The sequence below is a fragment of the Lacrimispora sphenoides genome (assembly GCF_900105215.1).
GTDB lineage: Bacteria > Bacillota > Clostridia > Lachnospirales > Lachnospiraceae > Lacrimispora > Lacrimispora sphenoides_A.
Genome location: NZ_FOIP01000002.1, coordinates 338642 through 354154, shown reverse-complemented (window position 1 = coordinate 354154; position 15513 = coordinate 338642). Strand labels below are relative to the sequence as shown.

Annotated in this window: 21 protein-coding genes and 1 pseudogene; 4 read left to right on the top strand and 18 right to left on the bottom strand. The window is 41.4% G+C overall.

Annotation, left to right across the window (positions count from 1 at the left end; all coding sequences use genetic code 11):
- Positions 1-2: 2 nt before the first annotated feature.
- The 13 genes from BMW45_RS18355 to BMW45_RS18305 form a co-directional block, all read right to left on the bottom strand.
- The gene (locus BMW45_RS18355; RefSeq protein WP_092247376.1) at positions 3-443 is read right to left on the bottom strand and encodes a single-stranded DNA-binding protein; all 441 of its coding nucleotides are present in this window, start codon (positions 441-443) and stop codon (positions 3-5) included.
- The gene (locus BMW45_RS18350) at positions 440-1594 is read right to left on the bottom strand and encodes a DUF4317 domain-containing protein (protein ID WP_092247373.1); all 1155 of its coding nucleotides are present in this window, start codon (positions 1592-1594) and stop codon (positions 440-442) included. Before BMW45_RS18350 ends, BMW45_RS18355 begins: the two co-directional genes overlap by 4 nt.
- Entirely contained in the window at positions 1587-2969 is a 1383-nt protein-coding gene (locus BMW45_RS18345) for a hypothetical protein (protein WP_092247370.1), read from the bottom strand. Before BMW45_RS18345 ends, BMW45_RS18350 begins: the two co-directional genes overlap by 8 nt.
- 11 nt (positions 2970-2980) lie before the next feature.
- On the bottom strand, positions 2981-4885 hold the full coding sequence (locus tag BMW45_RS18340) for a PcfJ domain-containing protein (protein ID WP_092247367.1): 1905 nt from the start codon (positions 4883-4885) through the stop codon (positions 2981-2983).
- Positions 4882-5343 (bottom strand): Cas9 inhibitor AcrIIA9 family protein, encoded by a 462-nt coding sequence (locus BMW45_RS18335; RefSeq protein ID WP_092247365.1) that lies wholly within the window; start codon positions 5341-5343, stop codon positions 4882-4884. The genes BMW45_RS18340 and BMW45_RS18335 overlap by 4 nt, the downstream gene beginning before the upstream one ends.
- 12 nt (positions 5344-5355) lie before the next feature.
- Positions 5356-5715, bottom strand: coding sequence for an RNase H family protein (locus BMW45_RS18330; protein ID WP_092247362.1), 360 nt, complete (start codon positions 5713-5715; stop codon positions 5356-5358).
- On the bottom strand, positions 5715-6122 hold the full coding sequence (locus BMW45_RS18325) for a VRR-NUC domain-containing protein (RefSeq protein ID WP_092247359.1): 408 nt from the start codon (positions 6120-6122) through the stop codon (positions 5715-5717). The genes BMW45_RS18330 and BMW45_RS18325 overlap by 1 nt, the downstream gene beginning before the upstream one ends.
- An 8-nt stretch (positions 6123-6130) precedes the next feature.
- The gene (locus BMW45_RS18320) at positions 6131-6385 is read right to left on the bottom strand and encodes a hypothetical protein (RefSeq protein WP_143057064.1); all 255 of its coding nucleotides are present in this window, start codon (positions 6383-6385) and stop codon (positions 6131-6133) included.
- Positions 6343-6594, bottom strand: a complete 252-nt coding sequence (locus tag BMW45_RS18315; RefSeq protein WP_092247353.1) for a hypothetical protein — start codon at positions 6592-6594, stop codon at positions 6343-6345. Before BMW45_RS18315 ends, BMW45_RS18320 begins: the two co-directional genes overlap by 43 nt.
- An 11-nt stretch (positions 6595-6605) precedes the next feature.
- Positions 6606-7427, bottom strand: coding sequence for a rolling circle replication-associated protein (locus BMW45_RS18310; protein ID WP_242883159.1), 822 nt, complete (start codon positions 7425-7427; stop codon positions 6606-6608).
- 238 nt (positions 7428-7665) lie between these two features.
- Positions 7666-7830, bottom strand: a complete 165-nt coding sequence (locus tag BMW45_RS27970) for a hypothetical protein (protein WP_166433421.1) — start codon at positions 7828-7830, stop codon at positions 7666-7668.
- A 34-nt stretch (positions 7831-7864) separates the two neighbouring features.
- On the bottom strand, positions 7865-8035 hold the full coding sequence (locus tag BMW45_RS27965; protein WP_166433420.1) for a hypothetical protein: 171 nt from the start codon (positions 8033-8035) through the stop codon (positions 7865-7867).
- An 85-nt stretch (positions 8036-8120) separates the two neighbouring features.
- A complete protein-coding gene (locus BMW45_RS18305) occupies positions 8121-8318 on the bottom strand; it encodes a hypothetical protein (RefSeq protein WP_092247347.1) in 198 nt (65 codons plus the stop codon).
- A 131-nt stretch (positions 8319-8449) separates the two neighbouring features.
- Between BMW45_RS18305 and BMW45_RS18300 the strand changes: the two genes are divergently transcribed.
- A complete protein-coding gene (locus BMW45_RS18300) occupies positions 8450-8830 on the top strand; it encodes a helix-turn-helix domain-containing protein (RefSeq protein WP_092247344.1) in 381 nt (126 codons plus the stop codon).
- Positions 8831-8879: 49 nt separating this feature from the next.
- Positions 8880-9245: a hypothetical protein gene (locus BMW45_RS18295; protein ID WP_092247341.1), complete on the top strand. Its 366-nt coding sequence runs from the start codon at positions 8880-8882 to the stop codon at positions 9243-9245.
- 43 nt (positions 9246-9288) lie between these two features.
- Here BMW45_RS18295 and BMW45_RS27960 read toward each other — a convergent pair whose 3' ends face one another.
- Positions 9289-9432, bottom strand: a complete 144-nt coding sequence (locus BMW45_RS27960) for a hypothetical protein (protein ID WP_166433419.1) — start codon at positions 9430-9432, stop codon at positions 9289-9291.
- Between the two features lie 348 nt (positions 9433-9780).
- Between BMW45_RS27960 and BMW45_RS18290 the strand changes: the two genes are divergently transcribed.
- On the top strand, positions 9781-11280 hold the full coding sequence (locus BMW45_RS18290) for a recombinase family protein (RefSeq protein WP_334292945.1): 1500 nt from the start codon (positions 9781-9783) through the stop codon (positions 11278-11280).
- A 37-nt stretch (positions 11281-11317) separates the two neighbouring features.
- Positions 11318-11707, top strand: a pseudogene (locus tag BMW45_RS18285) (peptidoglycan-binding domain-containing protein); the annotation flags it as partial.
- A gap of 93 nt (positions 11708-11800) precedes the next feature.
- Here the strand turns inward: BMW45_RS18285 and BMW45_RS18280 are convergent.
- The 4 genes from BMW45_RS18280 to BMW45_RS18265 all read right to left on the bottom strand — a co-directional run bounded on the left by BMW45_RS18280 (position 11801) and on the right by BMW45_RS18265 (position 15507).
- Positions 11801-12703, bottom strand: coding sequence for a DUF368 domain-containing protein (locus tag BMW45_RS18280; RefSeq protein ID WP_092247338.1), 903 nt, complete (start codon positions 12701-12703; stop codon positions 11801-11803).
- A 152-nt stretch (positions 12704-12855) separates the two neighbouring features.
- On the bottom strand, positions 12856-13626 hold the full coding sequence (locus BMW45_RS18275; protein WP_029701569.1) for an N-acetylmuramoyl-L-alanine amidase: 771 nt from the start codon (positions 13624-13626) through the stop codon (positions 12856-12858).
- Between the two features lie 92 nt (positions 13627-13718).
- Positions 13719-14174: an Lrp/AsnC family transcriptional regulator gene (locus BMW45_RS18270; protein WP_025232072.1), complete on the bottom strand. Its 456-nt coding sequence runs from the start codon at positions 14172-14174 to the stop codon at positions 13719-13721.
- 103 nt (positions 14175-14277) lie between these two features.
- Entirely contained in the window at positions 14278-15507 is a 1230-nt protein-coding gene (locus tag BMW45_RS18265) for an LL-diaminopimelate aminotransferase (RefSeq protein ID WP_092247335.1), read from the bottom strand.
- Positions 15508-15513: the final 6 nt, after the last annotated feature.

Genomic DNA, 15513 nt, shown 5'->3' with positions numbered 1-15513 from the left:
TTTTACTCAAACGGTAGCCCTTCTTCCTCCACTCCATCTGGAATATGCATGAATCCGTCCCCGGCATCGGTATACTGGTTTTGGTTAATGCTTTGGCTGTTTCCTGCTGCCGCGGCTCCCTTGCTATCTGCAAACTCCTGATCTTCTACCACAATATCCGTGGTATAAACCTTAACTCCTTCCCGGTTCGTATAACTTCCCGTCTGAATTCTGCCGGAAACCAATACCCTCATACCCTGTCGGAAATACTTCTCTGCAAACTCCCCGGCCTTGTTAAAAGCCACGCAGTTGATGAAATCCGCTGTCTGCTCACTGTCCTGGTTCCGCCGCCCCCTACGGTCAACTGCAAGGGTATACCTTGAGACTGCCATAGCTCGCTCTCCCTGGGAATATCTTACTTCAGGATCCCGGGTTAATCGGCCCATTAATATTACATGGTTCATTCCTTCGTCTCCTTCATGCTGCTAACCTGTCCCATTATTACCTTTATTCCATTAACCTCCACATTTTCATTGAATCCAATTACAACGCATGTACGGCCATCAATAATACGTGTTTCCACCAAATGTGTCTTATCAGCTTTTACCCTTATGCTTACATCTGGTGTTTTTATTTCAAAACTTTTCTGGTTTGCTACATTGGTAATTAATAATTCCGGCTGCTGCCCCCCGATATCATTATAGCGGCTTTCAAAATCTTTCAGTTTTTCTTCACTGGCTCCATTCCCCTCCAGCATCCCTTTTAGCTGATCCTTATCAATGATGAACTGCTCTGATTCATCTTTTGATTCCTCTGCCAGTTCACAAAGATTATCATGGATATTTTTCACTACTTCAAAGGTACAACCGTCTCCCAAAACCTCCTCAACAATCCCTTGAAAAGTTTGTGCCTGATCCTTTGCCGACATAGGCATAACACAGCCAAGAGTTTCATTGATTAGGCGCTCCGGCATCTGCTCTGGATTTTTTGTGTAAAATAGAAGGCTGTGAATATCTGTACTCCTATCATTAAAGGCAGGGAAGATAAAACCGGTATCTGGCGCTTCTACAAGCCAGTCTCTATTCCTGTTTTCGATCATGTTCGCTTCTGTGTTATAATACAGTCCGGCTTTTGACAGCTTCACGGGACAGATAACGCATTGAATGAAATCATATACATAATCAGATGCATCGTCCAGATCCTGTCCGTCCGTTCCCTTTCCCGGAATGTCATAAATACAATGGATAAGAATTATGTAATAGTTCTCCCCGTAGTCGTAGCTGGCGATCACCTTATCATAGAATTTTTCTACCAGTACCTCGTTCTTTAATCCACTATCCCGCAGATTAAGCAAGAAATCCTGTGTTCCTCCTATTTCTTCTGTTGCCAGCGGAAAACTCATGTTAATCATGTTTTTTCCTATCGTCCCAGACAATGCTCCTCTGAAAATTGTGAAATACTTAAAGGTTTCTGTTTCCGGAAGAGATAAGAATGCTCCTTTTACCTCCATCCTCCGGTCCTTCTCTGCATCTACGTAACAGCCGCATATCCGACTGATGGCACAATTTGCAGGGGAGAATAGTTTCTTGATCTCACTGATTTCCCTTTTATTCATCTTCCAGCTCCTCCTTCATAATTACAAAGTCATCCATAATCATTTTTAAATAATTAATACCTGAGTTTAATTTCCGGCTTGTCTCCAGATCCGGTTCTTCTCGATTTGATATTTGTGTATGCAGATCATTAATAAACGACTGGATCTCTTTCCACTTTTTATAGGTTTCTGTCTCTTGGACAACACTTCCATCATGGCATTTTATATAACCTTCAGGCAAATATTCCGGATATTCCTCTATCTCCATTTGTTTTATATCAGATTCCTCTTCCTTCTGGTCCTTCTGCGAATCTTCTATAGGATCCTGCTGCCATTCTCCATTATCCTGATCGTTCTCCTCTGTATCAGTTTCAAGGGTTTCTTCCTCTTCATGCTTCTTTATTTCATCGGATCCCGCATCAGTTTCCGGATCGTTTCCCTCTTCCAGTTGCGCTGGCGCTTTTTCGCTGTTATCCTGGCTTTTTTGTGGATAACATTCTTGTTTATCTTCTTCTTTTTTACCTAATCCCTTTCTATCCACATCAGTTTTGGTTCCTGGCCCTGGCTGCTTCTCATTGTGTACCGGTTCCCGCGTTTCTGCTTTTTCCGGTTCTGGTTCTGATACTATTCCATAGATATTTTCCCACGGATCCAAGCTGCCACCCTGGTTGCGACTTGTGAAAATTAGGTGCACGGTCTTTGCAAACGACAAGTAACTTAACTGGTGATTCTCGTTCTCTCCAAATACCTTGTATTTTAATCCATGTGAGGCATCGTAAAGAAAAAGCATGTATCTCCCTGTGCGGAATGTACCGTTCCCTTTTGGGTTTATCTTCTCCTGTATAAGTTCCTCCTGGGTCAATACTGAATCCTGAAGCTTTCCTTCTACGATCTCCAGTACTTCCATTAGAAGTTCATGTAAGGCCCCGGCCGGGCGTCCTGCTGCCGGCCGGAAAAACTCCATGATGATATTCTGGATATCACTGCCTTGCTTTTCCGGAATATCTTCTTGAGACTGATTGTTAAAACGTTTCAGCTCTCTTATGTCCTCTCTGGTTGTTTCTGGTGTAACTAAATCAATATCCGAATCCGGAAGATTCAACATTTCTGACAGCTTCGTCTGGGCCATACCCTTGAAACGGTCTGCCAGTTCGATTGAATTTCCATTGACAGAGTATTTATCATTGATTCGAATAAAGCGATATGTATCATCTTTTTGCAGTCCGTATTCCTTTTGTGCAAATTCCAAGATGTCGGAATATCCATCCTGTTCATATTCCCGGCTTTCCCTTACCTGTTTCAGCTGAAATCCGATATAAACAAAATTCTCTGCTGTTTCCCTGAGTTTTCTACGGATCTCCTCTTTCCTGCTTTGATAACTCATTAATTCGTTCATGTACGCCTCCTTTATGCCGGTATTCTTATAGATAGTTCTTTGCGCTTCTCAATCTCTTTTTTAAACCTTGCAAGGAATTTCTTAACTTCTGGTGTCTGATCCTGATTATATTTCCCCCTGCATTGAACAATGTTTACATCTTGTATCTCCATAGTGTAAAATGGTTTTTCCGGTGCCTCTTCCTGCCTAACAAAAAGAATACATGTTCCTCCTGCTGCTACCCGTTTTACGTAGGACGCAACACAATGATGCTGCTCATTACCTTCTTTTACGATATCTTCCAGGGATTCCGGAATTATAACAATTAAACCTTTATAGGAAAAAGAATACTGCTCAATATACTGGCGGGCTATTTCCTGATACTTTTCGTTTCTTTCAATATCCTTCATTGTCTCAATGGCTTTCAGCATCTTATCATGTTCTTCCTTTAGATTCCGTGGGAACATATTTGCCGTAGTGAGCCGCAGTCCTGACGCCTGCTGCATCCGGATGTAATCCTTCCAGTCATTGATAAAATATCCTGATTCCTTTTTTTGTCCAAGCTGGTTCTTTAAATATCTCAGAAACTTTGTCATTCCGGTGTATTCCTCAATTTCAAGCAGGCTTCCAATATTTACCTTGTATCTGTCAATGATCCCTGCCTCTTCCGCTGTAAATGATCGTTTCATAGTGCTTTCCACCCGTAATCGGTGAAGCGCAGTTATTCCTCCATTGATCCGGATCAGTTCGTTGATCTTGTCCTTTGGAAGCTTCAGCAGCTTATCTGGGCGAGTCTGGTTATAATCCAGTCCAGCTCCATAAGGGGTCTCAAGGTATTCATTTGCGAACTTATACAAGCGCATTTTTATCATGTATTCGATAAACGGATGCTTTTCAAATAATTCCAGTAATCTAGTATGATGGATCGGCCCATCTGTGTTTTTCTGAAGGTCAGCCATAGCACAATATTTAAACGGGGTCCCGTCCAGTACTTCATTAAGATTCTTTGTGTATACATATCCGGTACCTTTATTAGTTCCGGTTTTGTTTGCGTCTGTCCATCGCAGATCATCTGAATAATATTTAGAGGTATACGAATAGTAATCCCTTATACATTTTCCATCATACAAGCGCCTTGCCGCCTCAAATGCTTTTATTGATTCCCCTGTTTCATTTGCTTCATAAGTCAATTCAAAATACCTGCTTACAAACCCTTTTTCCGTTTTTTGCATTACAATGGCCTTTTTCTCTAGACTTACATTGTTTTGCTTTCCCTTTGCTTTATAAATTCCTCTCTTTTTACATACTGGGCACCGGCACGGCTCGTTATGCTGTGGTTTCTCATTCTCCCTGTCATATTCTATTTCCGCCGAACAGGAGGAGCACACGCCTGCTGCCTTCTTTCTTGTTTGGGTTTCATAAAAGATGAAATGGTCCGTTTTAAACAGTTTTATCATCCATTTCTTTGCCCCTGCCGGTAGTTCTTTTACAAGCTTCATCTGCTTGTCTATGCTGTTTTGATGATATTCTCTTTTTTTATCCGCTTTTTCACGCTTTATATTCCGTTCGTTCTCCTCCAGGCGTTTTTCTGCACTATCTCTCCACTGTGCAACCGGAAGAAGTTCATATATTGCCGTTTCTTCCCCTGGTGGAAAATGAAGTGAAGGCATGCAATACCAGTCTCTTTCTAACCCCGATTTCCCCCATGAATTTGTATTGCCTGGAGTGTATGTCTCATAATCCTTTGTATCAGTTACATATCGTTTTTCCGGCATTAATTTCTGCGCTTTAGTGATTTGACGAGTATCGTATAAATCCAAGATTAGGGTCTTTTCTCCTTTTACATCAAGAACCTGCGTAAATGCCGTATATTCCGTTTTTGTTGGCTTCAGTTTTCGCTCAAGCATTGGGACCGCTTCAATGGCTTTTCTTTTCATTTCCCGTTCACCCCCTCGTAATACTCCCGGATCATCTTAAAACCTTCTGATGGCGGTATGCAGGCACACTGGCATCCGCTCTTGGTCTTTACCTGCTTCTTGGCCTCTGTCTCCATGTTTTTTATGCAGGCTATAAGAGACCTTCCTTTGCGGCGTACCATGGTAGCGAACTGCACTCTGTCACAAAGACTTTTTACATATTCTCCTACACATTCCGCTGTACTACCGTAAGCCTTTACCGCCTCCGGCAGCTCCATATCGATCTTTCCCATGGCAGCCATGGTTGCATCAGCCAGCTCCGTAATTTCTCCTGCAATGTAGAGATTGGCAAAATCCTCCGGAATCCCGTTTTCCTTTGCAAGTACCAGGATATTATCCATATCGTTTTCATTAAATAGTCCTTCTGCTGCCCGGTTCAACTCTTCTGTAGAATCAAACTCTCCAAATATATCAAACATATTACAACCTCCTTATATCTTGATAAAGCGAACCGAATGGCGGGCCAACAATCCAGATAAGACCTGCCACTGTTCCAAATTCTTGACATTTGTTCCTTTTGCATTCTTCCATCCGTTTTTCTGCCATGATGCAAGCCAGCCATTGTGGATGGCGCCGATCAGATAATCGTTGTCCGTATGGATATCCAGAAGGCAGATGCCATTCAGTATCTTTACTGCATCAATGGCAGCCTGTAAAGCGTTGCTATTTGCTGTTGCTTTTTTACCGCCCTGTATACTCTTTTCATGAAGCTTTCCGGCTTTATCAATAAATTCCATATTCGACCAGTAATTACTTGGCGTTGCGTGGATTTCTATGGTGACTACATACATTACTTCAAGATCACTCCATTCTCCATCTGCATTTCCTGTTCAGGTCCTAAATTGACATATTCTTCAATCACATTTACCGCATTATCGTACCCATAGCAGAAGCAAGCATAATGTCCTGCTGCCACCATACCAGCAACCCATTCTTTCTGTGACTTTTGAATTGTGCCTTTGTCATATTTCATTTCTATGTACAGGCCTATGTATTTTCCTTTTGCAATCGGCAAATGCAAATCCGGTACTCCTGCTTTTACTCCCTGGGCTTTTAGGCGTGCAGCTTCGGCACGCTGTCTGGACCCTCCATTGGGGCAATGGTGAATCCACTTAAGGTCTGGATAAAGACGTTCATGATGAAAGCACCATGACATGACATTCTCCTGCTCCGTTGCTTCACTTCTTAAATGGTTCATGTTGTCACTCACTCCTTTTTGAAATTAAGCCATATCAATCCTTTTCTCTGGAATAGGATTTCTTTATATGTAATCGTTCTCATTACCTTTTCTGGCTTTTTTGGGTCTCCTACCAACACCAAATGAGGAAACTTTTTTAATACAAAAACCTTTTCATCCTTTGATAGCTTGTCCCCGATTCTTAACGTTTTTCTCGGCTTGTCCACATCTTTGATGCTGATCATAATACGCTTACATCCATCTTCCTGTTTCGGCCTTTCCATTTATACCTCTTTCTCTCCTTCTCTTTTCTTCTCATTTCTCTATCAAAATCATTTTCGAAAAAATAATCGGATCCTTTTTTATAATAGTGATATATTTTTCCATTCTTATTTTCTGATCCAATATATTCCCCAGGAGGATCATCAGGAAAGGACCACACTTCTTTCATTTCTTCTTTTAATTGAGGATCTAGTTCTATTAATGGTCCCAAAGTTTACCCTCCTATCCTGGTGGGAAACCTTCACACGGCTCCCAATCTGCTTCTGTTGGATTGAGTTTGATCATCACATACCGCTGATACGGATATCCCAGCTTGTCCAACCCGTTGTAAAGGGTTTCTTGGTCTATGTAGTAACCTGGGCGTGGTTTGGGGGCCATCTTCCACATTGTTTTAGTTTTTCGAATTCTACTTTGTGGCTTTGGATTGATCAGATTACGGGAACATGCATATCTTTGGCGTACCGGGCTATCTAATTTCCGAAACGTTTTCTCAGTTTCTTTGATAAAATAATCCGCTAACTTTCTGTATTCCCCATCTTCATACAGCGGTATAAACTTTGGACTTCCCTTATCTCTCCACAATTCCCTTATATAATCAGTTGTGGTTTTTTTTCCATCATTTATGTTATTAATTATTATGTGATGATGGATTGACTTGCTTTCATATTCCGTCACATATATATATTTCAATTCAAATCCGCATTTACGGTAAATCTTTCTCAGTTCTTTAATCAGCTTTTTTAAATTCTCCTGTGCCTCCTGCGGATCCGGCCTAGCTGTCTTTCTGTATGTCAATGTAAGATGCCAGTCCCCCGGCCTGAAGTTAGCATTTATCTTTCTTGCCAGCTTGCGGGCAGCCTGTCTCATATTAGCCTCTGCTATTTCCCCACGGGTTTTCTTTATGGGATCCCTTATCCTTACCTCTCCCTTCCTGCACCCCCTTGGCATACACTTAATAACTTCAACAGTAATTCCGGCTTTATATTCTATCTGTTTAAATCTATGCATACCGTTCTCCTGCTCTAAGTTTAATCCTTTTATCAAGTCTAAAAACCGGGTCTAAACCCTTGATTTCATTGACTTTTTGGCATGCACAGCTTATAATAAAAATGTGAGTTTAATAGCTGTGCATTAAAGCTTTGCACCTATCATTACTGGAATAATGATAGGTGCATTTTTTTAATCTTTTCCGTTTTCATAATTAATTTACTGATGCTCCTCCATGGTTTACATAACATTTTTGATGCCTTGGTCAAGTACTTGTCCACTGAATATCTATATCTCAGCTGCTACCATCATCATGGAGTCTTTTACTCTTTTCAAAGCCAATAATGTATCCATCATTTATACATACCGGCGGATAATATCCTTTTTTAATCAGGTTGTCCAAACTATGCACAGTAAGGCTGTTTACCCGCTTCCTTCCCTCATCTGATAATAGTCTCAATGGCTTGTCCTCCTGGCCGGATTTAACCGGCTTTCTATGTTGCTTCCTCAACTATGTAACCCAAAGCTTCCATCGGGCGGCGTCTTACGTAATTACCAAAGTCTTGCTGCACCTCTTTAGGCAAATCCTTGAGGGGAACATAATCGTTCCCGATCTTAACCCAATTACGAAATGTTAATTCCTTCTTTTTCGGCTTATCACTCACGCTATCGCCTCCTATCTGCTTAAGTGTATGTGATACTGTTTGTACTTGTTTCATTGATTTTCAAAGTGCTGTCCTGCTGCCAAGCCTATGCCAGCTTACGTTCCTCCGACCCTTCCTCATCTGCATTTAAAACAAGCCTTCTCTCACGCTCTTTCTCTAACTTAAGAGCCAGTAAAGTATTTGCATCTCTTGTAAGTAGATGAATACCAGTAAGATCAAGCTGTTTCAGTATCGTGACCATGGTATCAATCTCCTGTTCCCTTTTTGCGTCAAGTTCCATCATATTATTTTCACCTCACTTTTGTTTTGTTGTCTATGTCAACATGATAGTTCAATTATTCAACTTTGTCAATACTTTTTTGTTGACTTATTTAACTTTTTTTGATACTATCATTTTGAAAGGTGGTGATCGATGTGAATTCCAGAATTAGAGAATTAAGAAAAGCATTAAAATTAAGCCAGGAGGAATTTGGAAGCCGGCTTGGTGTTGGAAAATCCGCTATTAGTTATTTAGAATCTGGTAGGAGTAATGTTACAGAACAAATGATTCTTCTTATTTGTAAAGAATTTAGCGCTAATGAAGATTGGCTCCGATCTGGAGAAGGAGAAATGTTTGAACAACTAACAGAACAACAGAAAGTATTGAAATACACTGCCATGTTATTAAAAGATACTGATTCTGTAGTTGTAGATGCTATTAAAAACCTAATTATTACGTATGAGCAGTTAGATGATCCCAGCAAAAGAGTTCTTGAACAAATTGCTTTAAAGTATATTGAAAATATGAAAAAATGAAATTAAATAGCCTATAGATTTTAAAATTTTTAGGAAAAGAGGAATGGGTATGAAAAGTATTTTGAAGGTAATCGCAATAATCGAATTGGTTGGAGGCGTTATTGCCAGTTTCTTCTTCGCAAGAATCGGGGGAATGAATTTCTTAATAACGGGTGCCGCCGAAAGAGATTGGCCATTAACTATTATTATTTTTGTTGCTGTACTATTTGGCTGTTTTGTCAATTTTTCTATTTTATATGCTATATATGAAATCCTTGATAATCAAGAACAAATTTATGGAAAGCTAAGCCAAGTAGCAACAAAAAATGAATCAGAAACAATAGATGAATCCTCCCCAGATAAGTGGAAGTGTCCAAAATGCGGTAAATATAATTTCCATTATGTCGGAACCTGTGGTTGTGGATATTCAAAGTGAAATTAGCATATTAAAAGGCCAGTATTTTTCTGGCCTAAATCTTTTATGATAAATATGTAATTATAAATACGTCCAAATCCTTTAACTGATCCAGGGTGGCAGATTGCAACAGCTTAATAATTCGTGCAATTTGCCGCTCCTTTTTTTCAGATGTTTTAAAATATGTGTTCTCGCTCTTATTTGACATATATGTAATCCCCCTGTCCCTATTATTGTCTGTGTTTTTTCCCTCATATACATTATAGTGTGATTATATTATGTTTTAAGCGTAATTACCATGGAAGGATTTTCCATTTATTTTCTATATTTCTAACCTTTTATGTATTATTTCATACTTTTTGACGTTCGCTAACTAAAACATAACGTTCGCTATATTTGTATGAAGGTATCTTTGTAAAAAGTGACAAATGTTCCTTTTGAAAAGGGAAAGTAAATCATCCAGAACAGGTGTTCTTTTTTATATTATAGGACAATGTACAATAAAATGCAATGAGTAGTTTTATTTTACCTTTTGAAAAAGTAAATTGTATAGGAGGTGAAACTTTTGAGCAAAGAAAAATTAATGATTGGTGCAGCTTATATCCGAGTAAGTACAGGTAAACAAGAAGAGCTTTCCCCTGATTCTCAAAAAAGGTTAATACTGGATTATGCCAAAGCAAATGATATAGTCATTCCGGAAGAATATATTTTTATGGAGAACGGTATTTCTGGTCGAAAAGCCGATAAGCGCCCTCAATTTCAAAAAATGATTGCCCTGGCAAAAGCCGGCAAATTTGAAATCATCCTACTTTGGAAATTTTCTCGTTTCGCCCGGAACCAGGAAGAAAGTATTGTGTATAAATCTATGCTCAAAAAGGTTGGGGTTGATGTAGTTAGTATTTCCGAACCGCTCGTTGACGGTCCGTTTGGTTCATTAATCGAGCGTATTATAGAATGGATGGATGAATTCTATTCTATCCGCTTATCTGGAGATGTAACTAGGGGCATGACTGAAAAGGCAATGCGTGGCGGTTATCAAAGCAGACCGCCGTTAGGGTATAGGGTGCCCTATCACAATGCTGTTCCTGAAATCGTACCTGAGGAAGCTGATATTATCAGGAAAATATTTGATAACTACGTTAATGGCAACCTATCAACCTATCAGATTGCTAAAAATATGAATGCACTTGGTTTCAAAACCAGCCATGGCAAGAATTTTGAAAAGCGTTCTATCGAATATATTATAGATAATCCATGCTATGCTGGTTATGTACGTTGGAATAGGACCGAGAATTCCACGAACATTATCAAGCCGCAGGAAGAATGGATTATACGAGAAGGCAACCATGATGCTATCATTTCTAATGAAATGTTCGAGGCTGCACAGGCACGTAGAAAAGCCGAATATTCCCCAAGGGGCCAGCGCCCAAGCGAAACATATAAACACTGGCTCAGTGGTGTGTTAAAATGCTCATCATGCGGTAGGACACTTGCAATCGCTTATCGAAAAAATAGATATGGTGTTATGTATGCATCTTTCCAATGCTATGGTTATAATAAAGGCAAATGCTTAAAGTCGCATAATATCAGTTCCCTTAAAATAGAACCCATTGTCATGGAAGCATTAAAAGAAACCATTGAAACTGGAAGTATTAATTATTCAATCAAGCAGCCAGATCGCCAGCAATCTGATGATGAATTATACCTCTTAGAGAAGCAGCTTGAACGTTTGGAATTAAAGGAAAAAAGAATTAAAGCTGCATACATTGATGGTATAGATACATTAGATGAATATAAAGAGAATAAAACGAAATTAGATAATGAGCGGAATATGATCTTGGAAGAATTGGAAGTATCAAGTCAGGCAGATGAACAAAACATCGATTCCATTATGTTGAACAATGTTCGGAGTGTTTATGACATCTTATCTTCCAATGCAGATATTTCCGAAAAGAGCGAAGCCATTAAAAGCATTGTAGAGAAAATCGTATTCAACAAGGAAGAAATGAATATTGATGTTTATTACTACTATACCCCTTTCCGCAAACCCTCATAAAATAAGGCTTTTCTAGTGTTTATACGTTCTTGTTACTTGGTTGACTCAGTGGGGAAGTTTAACCCTTGGAGAGCAAGGCTACTCCGCTATTGAAATACTGCGGCACTTTTATGGAAGCAATATGTATATCAACACCGCCGAACAAGTATCCGGAATCCCCTCCTCCTTCCCCGGTTACAACTTAACCATCGGAGCCAGCGGAGATAAGGTTCGCCAGGTCCAGGAGCAGCTTGATACAATCGCTGGCGTCTATACTGCGATTCCACGTATCACGGCCGACGGAATCTATGGCCAGGCAACCGCAAACGCCGTCCGGCAGTTCCAGTCCATCTTCGGGCTTCCGGTAACCGGTATCATCGACTTCGCAACATGGTACAGAATCTCTCACATTTATGTAGGGATTACCCGAATCGCAGAATACTCTTAAAAAACTAGTTCATAAAGCCCTAAGATATATCCGCATTTTTATCAGGCAAGCATATAAAAAAGGAGGAAACCATTCCTCCTTTTTTTATACACTCTATCCTTCTCCCCCCAGCATCTCGGCTGCTACATATCCCAGCAAAGCAAGAGCGATTCCTCCAAGCAGCTCATACAATTTCACCATTTCCCACGGCATATCCCATAAGATGACAAAAGGAGAGGAAAACACCAGGCCTATAATAACCCGGTACATCTGGCGTCTATAGCGGGTAAGAAGGCGTTCCACCACTTTTGCAAATAGAAAAACACCTATCACAAGACCTGCTGCATAAGGCGCAAGCACCCTTCCATTGAACAAAAGGCTTTGGACATCAAAAGATGTGAGAGCTCTTATGCAGGCATTGTTTGTTTGCAGGATAGGTTCATAAAAACCTAGCATCATCATAATCATGGACCCGCTCACTCCCGGAACCACCATGGTGGCTGCAGCTACCAGCCCCACCAGAAACAGCGTAAATACCCAGAACTTTTCGGAAGAAAGATAAGCCGCACCAGATGCCATATTCATTCCCTCTCCGCTGCTGCCGGAGGTAATGGTTGATTCAGCGATAAAGGTAATGAGAATGACCACGCCGCAGGTAAGGGCAGCTGTTAATATCCCTTTCCTTCTGTCTGCCCGGTCTTTTGAAAATGATTTTTGAAACAAAGTAGGGAGCCCGCCCCCAATCATACCCAAAAATGCCATTTTGGTTTGGAGCGGATATGTATGGAAAAGATATTCAAATGCCAGAGACAGAAAAACAATGCCGGCCATCGCTCCCACCCCATAGGGAAGGAGAACCCGCAGGCTTTTTAAAGGCTCCCGAAACAGCTGCGTTACCGCATGAATGATCTTATCATACACTCCCATGGTAATGGCTAACATACCCCCGCTGATGCCGGGAAGTATGTTCGCCACACCAATGATAACACCCTTTAGAAGTTCACTGATATACTCCAAGCAATTCCTCCTGAATTTATAGATATGGTATATCCTATGCCTTTTTAACCGCTTCTAATACATTTTTCCCCTGGTTCCAGACATTACCTGACAGCACGTTAAGCGGATGACAAAAAGCCGCAAGGGCATTGCCTGCTCCCTGCGGCCAGATTTCAAAAAACAGCCGGTCTTTTTACCATGAACGTATTATATCCGTTCCGCCTGAGTGTATGCTCCATGCGCACCGCATTATCAATATTGCGAAATGCTCCCACACGAACCTTATAAAGTCCATCTTCATAAACAACAAATGCCGGGAACCCCTGAGCCTTTAAAGTATTAACCTGATCTTCGGCCAAAGTGTGAACCCGGAATGCTCCTGTCTGCACCTGATAATATTCTGGGCGTATCGCTGCCTGTTCATATATAGAATTCAGAGTGCCTTCTGCAATCCCCTGGGCAATCATCTGAAAATTCTGATCAAACAGACTATTATCCTCTTCATTGTCAATAAATCCTGCTTCCACCAGAACCGATGGCAGCTTTGTCCGTCTGAGCACTACCAGCCCCGGACGTTCCACTGTTCCTAAGTTGGTAAGTCCAGACTTATTTAAGGCTTCACCTATGTTTCTTGCCAGCTTGCCCGGCACCCCTTTATCTTCAAATACAAGAACCTCTATTCCGGAACCGGTACCTGGAACCGGCATGGCATTTCGGTGAATGGAAACGAGAAAATCAGCTTCCGCATCGTTGGCCATCACGGCCTTCTCAAGGGGCGTATTGTAGGTATCGTCAGTTCTCGTATACCTGACATCCATTCCGTTGTCTGCAAGAATTCTTCCCACAGCCATCGCAAGCCTTAAGTTATCATCTTTTTCCTGCCGTCCGTCAAAGGTCGCACCTGGGTCTGTGCCGCCGTGACCGGCATCTATTACTACGATCATTCTCTCAGCCAAAAGAAAAACTCCCTTCACATACTTCTATTATATAAAGTATGTAAGGGCAGCCTTCTCGGTACCATTTTTTCGTACTACATTTATTCTTTTTCTCCTAATTCCGCCATTACATCCATGTCTCTTGGCCCTACCGGAGTAGAAAATACAATCTGGGTGCTGGTCTTTCCATATTTCTGAAGCTGCCCGATAAAAACATCCAACTCCATGGTGCTTGGAAAGGCCACCTTGACCAGCATGGAGTATTCTCCTGTGACGCAGTTGCACTCCAACACATTGGGAATGGACTCCATATCTTCATAAAACCGGATTTTATCTGCCGAAGAAACATCAAGACTTATAAATGCGGTGATATGATATCCCAGCTTCCTTGAATCCACCGCCGCATGATATCCGGTGATGATTTTATCCCGTTCCAGCTTTTCAATTCTGGCAGAAACTGCAGGAGAAGACAGAAAGGAAATTTCCGCTATATTTTTTAAGGATGCCCGGGCATTATTTTGCAGGGTCTTCACTATTTTTTTATCGATATCGTCCATTACTTCCTCCCAAAAATAAGAAAAGCGTCAGTACCACCAGGGCACTGAACGCTTTTGTTCTTCATAAATTCATCATAATCAATCATCAAAAACTTGTCAATGTTTATTTTTTAAGGGATGGCATTTCTTTCATCCGATCAATGGCTTCTATGGTATTCTCATAGGTTCCAAATGCGGTCAGACGGAAATATCCTTCGCCGCTTGGCCCGAACCCGCTTCCAGGAGTTCCCACCACACCGGCCTCCTCAAGAAGACGGTCAAAAAATTCCCAGGAGGTCATTCCAACCGGTACCTTTAACCAGATGTAGGGCGCATTGACACCGCCGTAAACTTCACACCCGGCTTCCTTTAATCCTGAGTAAATGACTTTCGCATTTCTCATGTAATAAGCCACCTGTTCCTTTAACTGGGCTTTTCCCTCAGCCGAATAAACCGCTGCCCCTGCTTTCTGAACGATGTAAGGGGCTCCGTTAAATTTGGTTCCATGGCGTCTGGCCCACAGGGAATGAAGGGAAACCCCTCCCCTTTCCAGAGCCTTGGGAATAACGGTAAATCCCAGACGAACCCCGGTAAAGCCTGCATTTTTGGAAAAGGAACGGAATTCAATGGCACAGGTCTTCGCGCCTTCAATCTCATAAATGGAATGGGGTACATCATCCTGAGCGATATAGGCTTCATAAGCTGCATCATAAAGAATCACCGCACCTTTTTCATTGGCGTAATCCACCCAGACCTTTAACTGGTCCCTTGTCAATGTCGTGCCGGTAGGATTGCCCGGAACACATAAGTAAATGAGATCCGGTGTCTCTTTCGGAAGCTCAGGCACAAAATGGTTTTCAGCCGTACAAGGCATATAAATCACATTGCTCCACTTACCGGCCTCTTCCTCATATTCTCCTGTTCTTCCTGCCATTGCATTGGAATCCACATAAACCGGATAAACCGGGTCACAAACTGCGATTCTGCAGCTTTCATCAAAGATCTCCTGGATATTTCCGCAATCGCTCTTGGCTCCGTCCGAGACAAAGATCTCATCAGGGGATATCTCACAACCTCTGGCGGTGTAATCTTCCTTTGCAATGGTTTCCCTTAAAAATCCATAGCCCAGATCCGGCGCATAACCGTGAAAGGTCTCCTTTTCTCCCATCTCATCCACTGCTTCATGAAGAGCCTTAATAATAGCAGGTGCAATGGGCTGGGTCACATCTCCGATCCCCAGTCGGATGATCTTCTTATTTGGATTTGCTTCGGTAAAGGCATTTACCTTTTTTGCAATGGTGGAAAAAAGATAGCTTCCCGGTAACTTTAAGTAATTTTCATTAATTTTTACCATTGGTTC

Bases quoted from the DNA above. Each gene is read 5' to 3' on its own strand.
- BMW45_RS18355 (WP_092247376.1), bottom strand. From the start codon at position 443: ATGAACCATGTAATATTAATGGGCCGATTAACCCGGGATCCTGAAGTA.
- BMW45_RS18265 (WP_092247335.1), bottom strand. From the start codon at position 15,507: ATGGTAAAAATTAATGAAAATTACTTAAAGTTACCGGGAAGCTATCTT.
- BMW45_RS18320 (WP_143057064.1), bottom strand. From the start codon at position 6,385: ATGGAAAGGCCGAAACAGGAAGATGGATGTAAGCGTATTATGATCAGC.
- BMW45_RS27960 (WP_166433419.1), bottom strand. From the start codon at position 9,432: ATGTCAAATAAGAGCGAGAACACATATTTTAAAACATCTGAAAAAAAG.
- BMW45_RS18295 (WP_092247341.1), top strand. From the start codon at position 8,880: ATGAAAAGTATTTTGAAGGTAATCGCAATAATCGAATTGGTTGGAGGC.
- BMW45_RS18275 (WP_029701569.1), bottom strand. From the start codon at position 13,626: ATGATCGTAGTAATAGATGCCGGTCACGGCGGCACAGACCCAGGTGCG.
- BMW45_RS18340 (WP_092247367.1), bottom strand. From the start codon at position 4,885: ATGAAAAGAAAAGCCATTGAAGCGGTCCCAATGCTTGAGCGAAAACTG.
- BMW45_RS18330 (WP_092247362.1), bottom strand. From the start codon at position 5,715: ATGTATGTAGTCACCATAGAAATCCACGCAACGCCAAGTAATTACTGG.
- BMW45_RS18350 (WP_092247373.1), bottom strand. From the start codon at position 1,594: ATGAATAAAAGGGAAATCAGTGAGATCAAGAAACTATTCTCCCCTGCA.
- BMW45_RS18305 (WP_092247347.1), bottom strand. From the start codon at position 8,318: ATGATGGAACTTGACGCAAAAAGGGAACAGGAGATTGATACCATGGTC.
- BMW45_RS18345 (WP_092247370.1), bottom strand. From the start codon at position 2,969: ATGAACGAATTAATGAGTTATCAAAGCAGGAAAGAGGAGATCCGTAGA.
- BMW45_RS18270 (WP_025232072.1), bottom strand. From the start codon at position 14,174: ATGGACGATATCGATAAAAAAATAGTGAAGACCCTGCAAAATAATGCC.
- BMW45_RS18335 (WP_092247365.1), bottom strand. From the start codon at position 5,343: ATGTTTGATATATTTGGAGAGTTTGATTCTACAGAAGAGTTGAACCGG.
- BMW45_RS18325 (WP_092247359.1), bottom strand. From the start codon at position 6,122: ATGAACCATTTAAGAAGTGAAGCAACGGAGCAGGAGAATGTCATGTCA.